Source organism: Streptomyces caeruleatus, from assembly GCF_001514235.1.
In the GTDB taxonomy this organism is placed as follows: Bacteria; Actinomycetota; Actinomycetes; order Streptomycetales; family Streptomycetaceae; genus Streptomyces; species Streptomyces caeruleatus.
On record NZ_KQ948931.1, the window covers coordinates 120,891 to 134,902 of the forward strand.

11 protein-coding genes are annotated in these 14,012 nt (G+C 68.8%); 7 read left to right on the top strand and 4 right to left on the bottom strand.

Annotated features, from left to right (window positions below; genetic code table 11):
- The first annotated feature begins 14 nt into the window (after nt 1–14).
- The 7 genes from AQJ67_RS24160 to trxA all read left to right on the top strand — a co-directional run bounded on the left by AQJ67_RS24160 (nt 15) and on the right by trxA (nt 9,783).
- Entirely contained in the window at nt 15–2,423 is a 2,409-nt protein-coding gene (locus AQJ67_RS24160; RefSeq protein ID WP_062721168.1) for a DUF6049 family protein, read from the top strand.
- A 45-nt stretch (nt 2,424–2,468) separates the two neighbouring features.
- The gene (gene murJ, locus AQJ67_RS24165; protein ID WP_062721169.1) at nt 2,469–4,709 is read left to right on the top strand and encodes a murein biosynthesis integral membrane protein MurJ; all 2,241 of its coding nucleotides are present in this window, start codon (nt 2,469–2,471) and stop codon (nt 4,707–4,709) included.
- A 136-nt stretch (nt 4,710–4,845) separates the two neighbouring features.
- The gene (locus tag AQJ67_RS24170; protein ID WP_062721170.1) at nt 4,846–6,564 is read left to right on the top strand and encodes a protein kinase family protein; all 1,719 of its coding nucleotides are present in this window, start codon (nt 4,846–4,848) and stop codon (nt 6,562–6,564) included.
- Between the two features lie 30 nt (nt 6,565–6,594).
- Complete coding sequence (gene sigM / locus AQJ67_RS24175) at nt 6,595–7,335, top strand: RNA polymerase sigma factor SigM (RefSeq protein ID WP_062721171.1); 741 nt, start codon at nt 6,595–6,597, stop codon at nt 7,333–7,335.
- A complete protein-coding gene (locus AQJ67_RS24180; RefSeq protein WP_062721172.1) occupies nt 7,332–8,261 on the top strand; it encodes an anti-sigma factor family protein in 930 nt (309 codons plus the stop codon). The genes sigM and AQJ67_RS24180 overlap by 4 nt, the downstream gene beginning before the upstream one ends.
- 167 nt (nt 8,262–8,428) lie before the next feature.
- Nucleotides 8,429–9,397: a thioredoxin-disulfide reductase gene (trxB, locus tag AQJ67_RS24185; RefSeq protein ID WP_062721173.1), complete on the top strand. Its 969-nt coding sequence runs from the start codon at nt 8,429–8,431 to the stop codon at nt 9,395–9,397.
- 53 nt (nt 9,398–9,450) lie between these two features.
- Nucleotides 9,451–9,783: a thioredoxin gene (gene trxA / locus AQJ67_RS24190; protein ID WP_030049453.1), complete on the top strand. Its 333-nt coding sequence runs from the start codon at nt 9,451–9,453 to the stop codon at nt 9,781–9,783.
- Nucleotides 9,784–9,851: 68 nt separating this feature from the next.
- Here the strand turns inward: trxA and AQJ67_RS24195 are convergent, their stop codons facing one another.
- The 4 genes from AQJ67_RS24195 to rsmG form a co-directional block, all read right to left on the bottom strand.
- Nucleotides 9,852–10,469, bottom strand: coding sequence for a GNAT family N-acetyltransferase (locus tag AQJ67_RS24195; RefSeq protein WP_062721174.1), 618 nt, complete (start codon nt 10,467–10,469; stop codon nt 9,852–9,854).
- 317 nt (nt 10,470–10,786) lie between these two features.
- Nucleotides 10,787–11,884, bottom strand: a complete 1,098-nt coding sequence (locus AQJ67_RS24200; protein WP_062721175.1) for a ParB/RepB/Spo0J family partition protein — start codon at nt 11,882–11,884, stop codon at nt 10,787–10,789.
- Nucleotides 11,881–12,954 (bottom strand): ParA family protein, encoded by a 1,074-nt coding sequence (locus AQJ67_RS24205; protein WP_079056166.1) that lies wholly within the window; start codon nt 12,952–12,954, stop codon nt 11,881–11,883. Before AQJ67_RS24205 ends, AQJ67_RS24200 begins: the two co-directional genes overlap by 4 nt.
- 298 nt (nt 12,955–13,252) lie before the next feature.
- Entirely contained in the window at nt 13,253–13,969 is a 717-nt protein-coding gene (rsmG, locus tag AQJ67_RS24210; RefSeq protein WP_062721177.1) for a 16S rRNA (guanine(527)-N(7))-methyltransferase RsmG, read from the bottom strand.
- Nucleotides 13,970–14,012: the final 43 nt, after the last annotated feature.

A 14,012-nucleotide genomic window follows, 5' to 3' on the forward strand; every position in this document is an offset into this window, starting at 1 on the left:
GGACGGGCGAGCGCGTGGCCGAGGCGGCAGACTTCCAGGGGATGAGTCCCTCACCTGCCCGCCGGTGGATGCGGCGCACCGGAGCATTGCTCGCCGGGGCGCCTCTGCTGGCCGGTCTGCTCCAGCTGCCTGCCGCCACCTCCACACACGCCGCCGAACAGGACTCCCTGGAGGCCGCTTCCGGCTCGGGCACGGTGGCCGTCGCTGTGGACTCGCTCACCCCCACCGTTCCCGGTGAGGGCGACACCCTCACGGTGTCCGGCACGGTGACCAACGAAGGCAAGCAGGCGGTCACCGACGCTCAGGTGGACCTGCGCCTGGGATCGCCCGTGAACACCCGCTCGGCCATCGACACGGTCGCGGGGCGCAGCGACTATCAGGAGCGCCTCGACGGGTCCCCGGTGGGCGGAAAGTACGTCGAGAAGTTCTCCAAGCTCACTCCGGGCGTTTCCCAGCGCTTCAGTGTCTCCGTACCGGTCGACAAGCTGGATCTTGGCGCGGACGGTGTCTACGAGTTCGCCGTCTCCCTGTCCGGCGAGACGGCCGCGCGGCCGTGGGACCAGGTGCTCGGCATCCAGCGGACGTTCCTGCCGTGGCAGCCCGACGCGGCCGATACGAAGACCCGGACGACCGTTCTGTGGCCGCTCATGTCCACCTCGCACATGACGGCGCAGACGGGGTCGGACGAGTCGCAGACGCCGGTCTTCCGTGACGACGACCTCGCCAAGGAGATCTCCCCGGGCGGCCGGCTGCAACAGCTCGTGTCGCTCGGCAAGGAACTCGACGTCACCTGGGTGATCGACCCGGACCTGCTGGCCTCGGTGGACGCGATGACGGAGCGCTACCGCGTCCAGGGCGACGGTGACACGACCAGGCCGGGCACCTATCGCACGGTCGCCACGCAGTGGCTGGCCGAGCTCCAGGACGCGGTGCAGGACAAGGAGGTGGTCGCCCTGCCCTTCGCCGACCCCGACCTGGCCTCCCTGGCGCACAACGGCACCAATGTCACCGGCTCCCTGAACCACCTCAAGGAGGCCACCGACGTCGCCGCTGACACGGTCGACTCGATCCTCCACGTGCAGCCGTCCACCGACTTCGCCTGGCCTGTGAACGGCGCCGTCGACCCGTCCATCGTCAAGGTCGCCACGTCCGCCGGCGCGGACAAGGTGATCGCCCGCAGCGACAGCCTCGTGGAGACCGGCGGCCTGACCTACACGCCGTCCGCGGCCCGCCCCATCGGCGGCGGGACGACAGCGGTCGTCGCGGACGCTCGGATGTCGACGGCGTTCCAGGGCGACCTGACGAAGGCGTCGAACTCGACGCTCGCCGTGCAGCGGTTCCTGGCCCTGAGCCTGGCCCTCAACCACCAGACGGACAAACAGCGCAGCATCGTCTTCGCCCCACAGCGGATGCCCACGCCGAGCCAGGCCCAGACGATGGCCGAGGCGGTCACGGCGCTCCAGGACGGCACGTGGACCCAGTCCCAGGACCTCACGGCCGCGGCCACGGCCAAGCCGGACTCCGGCGCCACCACGAAGGTGCCGGCGGCGTCCAGGTACCCCTCGTCGCTGCGCAAGCAGCAGCTGCCGCGGTCGGCCTTCGAGCAGGTCGCCGGCACGCAGGACAAGCTCGACAAGTTCAAGGTGATCCTCACCAACAAGTCCCGGGTGGTGACCCCCTTCGGGCGGGCCATGAACCGCGCGATGTCCACGTCGTGGCGCGGCCGCTCCGCGGAGGCCGCGGACTACCGCAACGGCATCGAGGCGTACGTCGACTCGCTGGCCGGACAGGTCACGCTGATCGACAAGTCGGAGACCAAGCTCTCCGGACGCAGCGCCACGATCCCCGTGACCGTGCAGAACAACCTGGTCCAGGGTGTCGACCACCTAGTGCTGCGGCTCACGTCGATGAGCCCGAGGCGCCTGGAGATCGACGGCGACGCCTTCTCCGAGCAGGACGTCGCGGTCTCCGGTGGACACAGCCAGACCGTGAAGTTCACCACGTCGGCACAGGCCAATGGCCAGGCCACGGTCGTCGCCCAGCTATTCACGGAGGACGGCCAGCCCTACGGCAAACGCGTCACCTTCGACGTGAAGGTCACCGAGTTCACGGCCACCGTGATGCTGGTCATCGGTGGCGGTTTCCTTCTGCTCGTCCTCGCCGGGTTCCGTATGTACACGCAGCGCAAGCGCGCGGTGGCCCGGGCGGCCGAGGAGGACGGTTCCCAGGAGACGGACGAGAACGACGGCGATCCGCAGAACCCGGAAGGCCCCGAGGACCGTCTCACGCCCGAGGGACTCCTCGAGGAAGAGTCGGACACCGGTATCCGGGCAGACGCCCCGGAGCAGCCGAGTGACCCTGCACCGGACACCGCAGCGGAAAGCAACGACCCGTCCGGCACGGGTGAGAGAGTGGACCGTTGAGCGATGTCGTGGCCGGTGGGCCCGGGACGATGAGGTGGGGTAACCATGAACGCGCCGTACGACGGTGACCGCGGCCAGCCCGCGGGCCCCTCGGGGCACCCCGAGGGCCCGCCGCCCGAGCACGGCCAGGTACCGCCGCAGCACCCCGCGGACATGTACCTCCAGGACGCATACGCCCAGGACCCCTACCGGGCCCAGGACCTCTCCGCCCAGGACCCGGTCGCCGAGGCGCTGTACGACCGCGCCGCCCACCCGCCGCCCCCGCCGGGCACGTACCAGCCGCCCCAGGCGCTGTACGCCCAGCCGCCGCAGTCGCCGTACGCCCCCGACCCGCACGTGTGGGCGCAGACCCCGGCGCCCGAGCCGGAGGGTCCGACCCAGTACCTGCCGTACGGCGACGATCACCGTACGACCCAGTACGTGGGCGTCGACGACCTCGTCACGCACTCCACCGAGAAGCGCCCCGAGCACGACGCCTTCGCGCACCTCTTCCGGGACCAGCAGCAGGGCGGCCACCCGCAGTACCAGCCGCCCGCCGTCCCCGGGCCGTCCCCGGCGCCGACCGCGGGCCCGTACCAGGGAGCTCCAACGCCTGCCGCGGCCGAGAGCGCCCCGCCTGCGCCCGCCCCTGCCGCGGCGCCGGCCGCGAAGAAGGGCGGGCGGGCCGGCGGTCTGCTGAAGTCAAGCGCCGTGATGGCCGCGGGCACGATGGTGTCCCGGCTCACCGGCTTCGTACGGTCCATGATGATCGTCTCGGCGCTGGGCCTCGGCCTGCTGGGAGACTCGTTCCAGGTCGCCTACCAGCTGCCGACGATGATCTACATCCTGACCGTCGGCGGCGGCCTCAACTCCGTCTTCGTGCCGCAGTTGGTACGCGCCATGAAGGACGACGAGGACGGCGGCGAGGCCTACGCGAACCGTCTGCTGACCCTGGTGATGGTGGCGCTCGCCGCCCTCACCGCGCTCGCGATGGTCGGCGCGCCACTCCTGGTCAAGGCCCTGTCGACCCCCGTCGCCAACGACCCCGCCGCCAACGAGGTGGCCGTCACCTTCACGCGTTACTTCCTGCCCTCGATCTTCTTCATGGGCGTCCATGTGGTGATGGGCCAGATCCTCAACGCCCGCGGCAAGTTCGGCGCGATGATGTGGACCCCGGTCCTGAACAACATCGTCATCATCGTGACGCTCGGGATGTTCCTCTGGGTGTACGGCACCGCTGAGCGCTCCGGCATGGCCGTCACGAACATCCCGCCGGAGGGCCAGCGGCTCCTCGGGATCGGTGTACTGCTCGGCCTGGTTGTCCAGGCCCTGGCGATGATTCCGTACCTGCGCGAGACGGGTTTCCGACTGCGGCTGCGCTTCGACTGGAAGGGCCACGGTCTCGGCAAGGCGGCGATGCTCGCGAAGTGGACGATCCTGTTCGTCCTCGCCAACCAGGCGGGTGCCCTCGTCGTCACCCAGCTGTCCACGGCCGCCGGCGTCAACTCCGACGTCGACGGAACCGGCTTCGCCGCCTACGCCAACGCCCAGCTGATCTGGGGTCTGCCGCAGGCCATCATCACCGTCTCGCTGATGGCGGCCCTGCTGCCGCGCCTGTCGCGCTCGGCGGCCGAGGGCGACAGCGGCGCTGTCCGGGACGACATCTCCCAGGGCCTGCGGACGACGGCGGTCGCGATCGTCCCCATCGCCTTCGGATTCCTCGCCCTGGGCATCCCGATGTGCACCCTGATGTTCGGCACCTCCGGCGCGAGCGAGGCCACGAACATGGGCTTCATGCTGATGGCCTTCGGCCTCGGCCTGATCCCGTACTCCGTGCAGTACGTGGTCCTGCGCGCGTTCTACGCCTACGAGGACACCCGGACCCCGTTCTACAACACGGTCATCGTGGCGGCCGTCAACGCCGCCGCCTCCGCCGTCTGCTACTTCGTCATCCCGGCCCGCTGGGCCGTCGTCGGTATGGCCGCCTCGTACGGACTGGCCTACGCGATCGGTGTGGGCGTTGCCTGGAGCCGGCTGCGCAAGAAGCTCGGCGGCGACCTCGACGGCGCCCGCGTGATGCGGACGTACGCCAGACTCTGCATCGCTTCGGTGCCCGCGGCGCTGCTGAGTGGTGCGGCCTGCTACGGCATCGCCCAAACCCTGGGGCAGGGCGTTGTCGGCTCCTTCGCCGCTCTGCTGGCCGGTGGAGCCGTGCTGCTCGGGATCTTCTTCGTCGCCGCACGCCGGATGCGGATCGAGGAGCTGAACTCACTGGTCGGCATGGTGCGCGGACGCCTGGGTCGCTGAGCCGGGGGTACGCGCACAACCATCGTCCGCCATCGTGTGTCGTGCATAGCGGCGGACTGTGGGCACAATTGGTTCGGCGTCGGACGGCGCGCACGGAGTCTGGCGGCGCGCATTGGATGGGGAGGCAGGAACGACGGTGGCGGAACGGAGCACGGCTGCCGTCGACGTGGCAGACAACAGCGGCGACGAGCCGCTGACCGCGCAGGCGGACCAGTCCACGGCCGACGGGGTGGCCAAGAATCGGGAGCGGGACACGGACATCGACGAGGCACAGGGGAGTGGCGGGACCGAGGGTCCCGGAAAGGCCTCACCGCCCGAACTGCACAGCGGTCACAAACTCGCCAGACGCTACCGCCTCGAGGAGTGCGTCACCCGTCTGGACGGTTTCAGCAGTTGGCGTGCGGTCGACGAGAAACTCCGTCGCGCCGTCGGCGTCCACATCCTGCCCGCGGACCACGCACGGGCCCGGTCCGTCCTGGCCTCAGCCCGGTCCTCCGCGCTTCTCGGCGACCCCCGCTTCGTCCAGGTCCTCGACGCCGTCGAGGAGAACGACCTCGTCTACGTCGTCCACGAGTGGCTCCCCGACGCCACCGAGATGAGCACCCTGCTCGCCGCGGGCCCGCTGGAGGTCTACGACGCCTACCAGATGGTCACCCAGGTGTCCGCGGCCATGGCCGCCGCCCACCGCGAGGGCCTGGCCCATCTCCGTCTCAACCCGAACGCCGTACTGCGCACCTCGACCGGCCAGTGGCGCATCCGGGGACTCGCGGTGAACGCCGCGCTGCGCGGCATCAGCTCCGACACCCCGCAGCGCACCGACACGGAGGCCATCGGCGCCCTGCTGTACGCCGCGCTCACCCAGCGCTGGCCGTACGAGAGCGACGCGTACGGCCTGTCCGGGCTGCCGAAGGACGTCGGTCTGATCGCCCCCGACCAGGTGCGTGCCGGCGTCCACCGTGGGCTGTCGGAGCTCGCCATGCGCGCGCTGGTCAACGACGGCGCGACGGCGTCCCGCCATGAGTCCGCATGCACGACGCCGGAGGAGTTGGTGAAGGCGATCGGCGAGATGCCCCGCATCCGCCCGCCGGAGCCCTCCTTCACGGCCCCACCGGACTACCAGCGCACGACCTACCAGCAGGGCACTTACGGCCGCCAGACGCCGCGTCCGGGTGTCACACAGCCGGTCCCGGCTCCGCCGCCCCCGCTGCAGAGCCGCACCGGCAAGGCGCTCAAGTGGGCCGTCTCGGCCCTACTGATCGCTGCCCTGGGTCTCGGCAGCTGGCAGCTCGCAGACGCCCTCATGGGTCAGGGCAACAAGTCCGAGGACAGCAACCAGACGCAGACGACGGACGACAACGACAAGAGCAGCGACAAGACCAAGCCGGTCAAGCCGATCGAGATCCGGAGCGCAAAGGAGTTCGTCGCCAAGGGCGACGCCCAGGCGCCGGAGGATGTGGACAAGACCTACGACGGCGACAGCTCGACGTACTGGCGCAGCAGGAGTTTCGTCGACGGTCCGGACATGAAGCCCGCCTACAAGCCTGGTATCGGCATCGTCTACGACCTCGGTTCGGCACAGACGGTGTCGACCGCTTCGATAGGGCTCCTGTACCCCGGTGACCACACGACGGTCTCCCTCTATGCCTCGGACTCCCTGACGCCCTCGTCGCTGGACTCGATGGAAAAGATCGGCAGCATCACGACGAACGGCACCAGTGCGACGGTGAAGGTCACCAAGCCGGTGAAGAGCCAGTACGTTCTCGTATGGTTTACCGCCATGCCCCATGCGGACGGGGACCAGTACAGCGGCGCCGGATTCAAGCAGGCCATCACCGACCTGAAGTTCACCGGCTAGAACTCACGAGATCCAAGGGGAGGGGGTCCGATGGCAGATGGCACCGCTCACCGCGGCGTGAGCGACCGGGATCTCCTCGCCCTCCACGTGAAGGGCGACCCCGACGCCTTCGGTGAGCTCGTGCGGCGGCACCGCGACCGGCTCTGGGCGGTGGCGCTGCGGACGCTCGGCGACCGTGAGGAGGCCGCTGACGCCGTCCAGGATGCCCTCGTTTCCGCCTACCGGGCCGCCCACACGTTCAGGGGCCAGTCGGCCGTCACGACATGGCTGCACCGAATCACCGTGAACGCCTGTCTGGACCGCGCGCGCAAGGCGGCTTCCCGCAAGACCTCCCCCGTTGACGACACCGAGCGCCTGGAGCAGTTGCTGGAGCCCCACGAGGAGGCATCCGCTCCGGCAGAGCGCAACGATCTGCACCGCCAGCTCTTGGAGGCCCTCGGGACGCTCCCCCCGGACCAGCGCGCGGCGCTCGTCCTGGTGGACATGCAGGGCTACCCGGTCGCGGAAGCGGCCCGCGTACTCGACGTGCCGACCGGCACGATCAAGAGCCGTTGCGCACGCGGCAGAGCCAGACTCCTGCCCCTGCTCACCCATCTGAGGCCGGAAGGTGCCAGCAACGGCAAGGACTCGGGTGAGAGGCGGAACCGGACGCAGGGGACATCCGTCCCACCGGCAGCGGGTCCACAGGCCACCAGGCCATCGGTCACGGATCCGCGAGATACCGGGCCAAGTGATTCAGCTGCAGTGAAGGGCGGAGGTGGGCGAGCGTGACATCCACGACGGACACGGCCGGGCACCCGGACGTCGCCGAGATCTCCGACCTCACCGAGGGCCTGCTGTCCCCGTCCAGGACTGCCGACGTACGGCGGCATCTGGAGCAGTGCGAACTGTGCGCAGACGTCCACGCCTCGCTGGAGGAGATCCGGGACCTGCTGGGCACCGTGCCCGGCCCTCCGCGCATGCCCGCGGATGTCGCCGGCCGCATCGACGCCGCCCTCGCCGCGGAGGCGCTACTGAACGCCACGGCACCCGATGACGCCGAAGCGACGACGATGCCCACCGGAGAGACCCGCCCGGTCTCCGGTGCACACGACAGCGCGCATGTTTCACGTGAAACATCGGCCACGGCAGACCGTCCGGCAGGACACGCCCGCTCCGCGAGCACCGGCCCCGGCCGCAAGAACCGCAAGAAGGCAGGGCGACGCAAGGTCGCCGTCCTCAGCGCCGCGTTCACAGCCGCAGCCCTGGGCCTCGGTTCGGTGCTGCTGACCTCGCTGATGGGCGGCGGAGGAGCCGGCCCCACGGCGGACGGCGGGCAGACCGCCACCGACACCTTCTCCGCGGCGAAGCTGGAGACGCAGGTCGCCGATCTCCTCGCCAAGAGCGAGAGCTCCGCAGAGGGCTCCCACAAACCGGACCGCAGCCTGGGTACGCAAGGCGGACCCGACACCCAGAGTCCTCAGATCCTGCGCGAGATCACTGTGCCCGAATGCGTCAGGAAGGGCATCGGCCGCGACGACATGGCGCTCGCCGCTGAGGAAGGCGTCTACAAGGGCAAGGACGCTCTGCTCGTCGTGTTGCCGCATGCGACCAACGACAGCCGGGTCACCGTCTACGTGATGGACGCGACCTGCGTGAAGCACCCGTCCTCCACCAAGGCCAAGGTCCTTCTCCAGGAGTCCTACGCGCGTTCCTAGAACCCGGCGGTTCGCCTCCGTCTGCCTGACAACCCCTACGGTGTGGCGTCACCGTGTGCCCGGACACAGTGGGAATGCGCGCCCCTTAGGATCCGTTGGGTGGGGTGAGAGTTCTGAAAGGGCTCCCCCCGGTCCGACGACGCAGTCCAGAGACGAGGAATCAAGCCGTGAGCGACGTCCGTAACGTGATCATCATCGGCTCCGGGCCCGCCGGCTACACGGCGGCGCTCTACACCGCGCGCGCGTCGCTGAAGCCGCTTGTGTTCGAGGGAGCCGTCACCGCTGGCGGTGCGCTCATGAACACGACCGAGGTCGAGAACTTCCCGGGCTTCCAGGACGGCATCATGGGCCCCGAGCTCATGGACAACATGCGCTCCCAGGCCGAGCGCTTCGGAGCCGAGCTCGTTCCGGACGACATCGTCAACGTCGACCTGAGCGGTGAGATCAAAACCGTCACGGACACCGCGGGCACGGTCCACCGGGCCAAGGCCGTCATCGTCGCCACCGGTTCGCAGCACCGCAAGCTCGGCCTGCCGAACGAGGACGCCCTCTCCGGCCGCGGCGTCTCCTGGTGCGCCACCTGCGACGGGTTCTTCTTCAAGGACCAGGACATCGCCGTGATCGGCGGCGGCGACACCGCGATGGAGGAGGCCACCTTCCTCTCGCGCTTCGCCAAGTCGGTGACCATCGTCCACCGACGTGACACCCTGCGCGCCTCGAAGGCGATGCAGGACCGTGCCTTCGCCGACCCGAAGATCAAGTTCGTCTGGGACAGCGAGGTCGCCGAGGTCCAGGGCGACCAGAAGCTCGCCGGCCTGAAGCTGCGCAACATCAAGACTGGCGAACTCTCGGACCTGGCGGTCACCGGCCTGTTCATCGCGATCGGCCATGACCCGCGCACCGAGCTGTTCAAGGGCCAGCTGGAGCTGGACGAGGAGGGCTACCTCAAGGTCGACGCCCCCTCCACCCGCACCAACCTGACGGGTGTCTTCGGCGCCGGCGACGTGGTCGACCACACCTACCGCCAGGCGATCACCGCGGCCGGTACCGGCTGTTCCGCCGCTCTCGACGCCGAGCGCTTCCTCGCCGCCCTCGCGGACGAGGAGCAGGCCGAGCCCGAGAAGACCGCTGTCTGACCCCCCGCCTCACCCCCATCCGCCTCACGCACCACACAATTAAGGAGCCCGCCGTGGCCGGCACCCTGAAGAACGTGACCGACGACTCCTTCGAGCAGGACGTCCTCAAGAGCGACAAGCCCGTCCTGGTGGACTTCTGGGCCGCCTGGTGCGGACCGTGCCGCCAGATCGCGCCGTCCCTCGAGGCCATCGCCTCCGAGTACGGCGACAAGATCGAGGTCGTCAAGCTGAACATCGACGAGAACCCGGGTACGGCCGCCAAGTACGGCGTCATGTCCATCCCGACGCTGAACGTCTACCAGAACGGCGAGGTCGCCAAGACCATCGTTGGTGCGAAGCCGAAGGCCGCGATCGTCCGCGACCTCGAGGACTTCATCGCCGAGTGACGTTTCACGTGAAACACGAATGGGCCAGCCCGGGAGGGTTGGCCCATTCGCTTTTCGAGAGACGGCTTCTAGAGCGGCCTCAACGCCGGTTCCTTCTGTACGGCCCCCAGCAACCGGTCGATCGCCATCTCCACGTCTTCCTTCCACGACAGCGTCGTCCGCAGTTCCAGCCGCAGACGCGGGAAGGTCGGGTGAGGGCGCACTGTCTTGAAGCCCACGGCCAGGAGATGGTCGGCAGGCAGCACACATGCCGGCTCTTTCCAGCGTGCGTCCCCGAACGCCTCGATCGCCTTGAAGCCCCGCCGCAGCAAGTCTTTGGCGACCGTCTGGACCATCACCCGGCCCAGTCCCTGGCCCTGATAGCCCGGCATGATGAACGCGGTCATCAACTGCACCGCGTCCGGCGACACGGGGCTCGTGGGGAACGCTGTCGCACGGGGCACGTAAGCCGGCGGGGCGTAGAGCACAAAACCCACGGGCACGTCGTCGACGTAGACGACCCGACCGCAGGATCCCCAGTCCAGCAGGACGGCGGAGATCCAGGCTTCCTTCTCCAGGCCGGCGGTGCCGGCCTTTACCGCGGCTTCACCGCTGACGGGGTCCAACTCCCAGAAGACACACGAGCGGCAGCGCTTGGGAAGGTCCGGAAGGTTGTCCAGCGTGAGCGGTACGAGCCGACGCCCCATGAAGGCTGATCCTCGCTTCCTTCGCCCGCGGCATCGCGGGCGGCTGTCAGGGCGCTCCGTTCCCTGAGCAGGCTGCCGACGAACCCGCCGACCGCGCCCAGCCCAAGACCCGCGCTCACCAGTCCGGTGCGGCTCACCGTTCGCATGGACCCCGCCTCCCCTAAGAGGTCTTGCCAGGTGGATGCGCCATACCCAAACGCATCGTATCCACGAAGCGATTCCCTCGATACCGCCAGAAAGCAAAGTGCGGGCCGTGTTCCGGTACACACCGGACACGGCCCGCATGGGTGACCGGGCTGATCCCCGGTCAGCCGAGCTCAGAGCTCGGTGTCGTCCGCGTCACCGTCCAGAAGACTCTTCTGAAGGGCCAGCTTCTCGCCCGGAGCGAGCGTGCTGAGGATCCGCTCGAGGTCGTCCGGGGAGGCGAACTCGACGGTGATCTTGCCCTTCTTCTGGCCCAGTTCGACCTTCACCCGCGTCTCGAAGCGGTCCGAGAGACGGGTCGCAAGGTCGGACAGCGCCGGCGAGGGCACGGACCCGGCCCTAGGCCCCTTGGAGCGCTGGGCCTTCTGCGGGCGGGAGCCCATCAGGGTCACGATCTCTTCGACGGAGCGGACGGAGAGCCCCTCGGCCACGACCCGGTAGGCCAGCCGCTCCTGCTCCTCCGGGTCCTCGACGGAGAGAAGCGCCCGCGCGTGCCCGGCGGAGAGCACTCCGGCAGCCACCCGGTTCTGGACCTTGGGGGAGAGCTTCAGCAGACGCAGGGTGTTGGAGACCTGTGGGCGCGAACGGCCGATGCGGTCCGCCAACTGGTCGTGCGTGCAGTTGAAGTCCTTCAGCAGCTGATCGTAGGCAGCCGCCTCTTCGATCGGATTCAGCTGAGCCCGGTGCAGGTTCTCCAGGAGGGCGTCCAGCAGAAGCTTCTCGTCGTCCGTAGCCCGCACGATCGCCGGGATCGCCTCGAGGCCAGCCTCACGGCAGGCCCGCCAGCGCCGCTCGCCCATGATGAGCTCGTAGCGTGCGGGGCCGATCTGTCGTACGACGATCGGCTGGAGGAGGCCGACCTCCTGGATGGAGGTGACCAGTTCTTGCAGCGCATCCTCGTCGAAGATCTCACGCGGCTGCCGCGGGTTCGGCGTGATCGCCTCAAGGGGGATCTCCGCGAAGTGGGCGCCCATGGGAGGTGCGGGCGTCTCCGCGGCACCATGGTGGGCCGGCTCCTCGGTTTCATGTGAAACAGGCGCCAGTGTGGCCACCTTGGCCGCGGCCACTCCGCGCTCGCTCAGCACCGGAACGGCAGTCGGGGACGGGGAAGCAGCCCCTCCCATCGCAGCAGGGGGCACCGTCTTCTCCGTCGGTGCAGCAGGGATCAGTGCGCCGAGACCACGGCCCAACCCCCTCCGTCGCTCGCTCACTGGATCCCCTCCGCCATGCTCGGATTGCTCTGGGCGCCGAAGTGGGCGTGCGTCGGGTCATAACTGACGCCCACACCCTTCAGCGCGATTTCTCGTGCCGCCTCAAGATACGACAGGGCACCGCTCGATCCCGGATCGTAGGTCAGTACCGTCTGTCCATAGCTCGGCGCCTCGGAGATACGGACCGAGCGGGGAATGCTCGTCCGTAGCACCTCGTCGCCGAAGTGGGTGCGTACCTCGTCCGCAACCTGGGACGCGAGCCGCGTCCGGCCGTCGTACATGGTGAGCAGGATCGTCGAGACGTGCAGAACGGGGTTGAGGTGCCCCCGGACCAGGTCGACGTTCCGCAGCAGCTGGCCCAGGCCCTCCAGCGCGTAGTACTCGCACTGGATCGGGATCAGGACCTCCTGCCCGGCCACCAGCGCATTGACCGTCAGCAGACCGAGCGAAGGCGGGCAGTCGATGAGGACATAGTCCAGCGGCTGCTCGTAAGCCTGAATCGCCCGCTGGAGACGGCTCTCGCGCGCCACCAGAGACACCAGCTCGATCTCCGCACCGGCGAGATCGATCGTGGCAGGGGCGCAGAAGAGACCCTCGACATCGGGGACCGGCTGGACGACTTCCGCGAGCGGCTTGCTCTCGACCAACACGTCGTAGATGGATGGAACTTCGGCGTGATGATCGATACCCAGGGCAGTGGACGCGTTGCCCTGCGGGTCGAGGTCGATGACCAGCACGCGGCCACCATGAAGGGCCAGCGACGCGGCAAGGTTGACGGTCGTCGTCGTCTTGCCCACGCCGCCCTTCTGGTTGGCGACCACCATGACGCGGGTCTGCTCGGGCCGCGGAAGACCCTCGCCGGCGCGGCCTAGAGCCTCCACCGCCAGTTGGGCAGCACGACCGATGGGAGTGTCGTCCATCGGGGGCGGTGTTTCACGTGAAACATCCTCCCCCGTCGACTCGGTACGGGGACCGGGGACCGGATCGGTCATCGGTCCCGCGATGTTGGCGTCGGACCGCAAGGATTCACTCTCCTCGACTTCAGGCTCGCAATGAACAGAGCCTCCCATGTCTTCGGGGTCGTGAACCAGTGAGGCCTGGTGTTCTGTGGAGAAATACACCTCTGTGGACAACTCCGTGCCCCTCAAGGGGGACGGAATGCCGTCAGAAGCATCCTCTCCGAGAGAACCGAGGGGCTTTCGGTCTCGGGGTTCGGCCGCGGCGCGGCCACGACTGATGATGCCGTGCAGCAGTGAGCGACGTTTCACGTGAAACACGATGCACAGCCGCCGTCGCCGATCTGCCGCGACACTCCGGCATGGGTAGGTTTGCCAGCTTGTGTGGAGTACGTCTCGTCGTCAGGACGGATCAGCGTCGACGACGTACCCGTCCCGTCCTCGCCGCCTTGGCCCGCTTCGCGGCGAACCGCACACCGCCCGGGCTCTCCCCGACCTCGACCCGCACGACCGTCGACAGGGGATCCACGACGCCGTCACCCACATGCAGGATCGAGGTCTCCACCGCACCGAGCTTGCTCAGGGCGGTCGACGCGCTCTTCAGCTCCTCCTCGGCGGTATCGCCCTTGAGGGCGAGCATCTCGCCGTACGGGCGCAGCAGCGGGATGCCCCAGGTGGCCAGCCGGTCCAGCGGTGCCACCGCGCGTGCGGTCACCACATGCACCGGCGGCAGCTTCCCCATGACCTCCTCGGCACGCCCACGGACGACCGTCACATGGTCCAGCCCCAGCAGTTCCACGACCTCCGTCAGGAAGTTCGTACGCCGCAGCAGGGGCTCCAACAACGTGATCTTCAGATCCTCCCGGACCAGAGCCAGGGGGATGCCGGGCAAGCCCGCGCCCGAGCCGACATCGCACACCGTCACACTCTCGGGCACGACCTCGGAGAGCACGGCACAGTTCAGCAGATGCCGCTCCCACAGGCGGGGCACCTCGCGTGGGCCGATCAGACCACGCTGCACACCCGCCTCGGCGAGCAGTTCGGCGTAGCGGACCGCATCAGCGAAGCGATCACCGAACACCTCACGTGCCTGCTCGGGCGCGGGGGGAAGCTCCGCTTCCTCCGTCACGGGGACCGTCCTTCCGTACCGCCGACGCACCGAGCGCCGACAC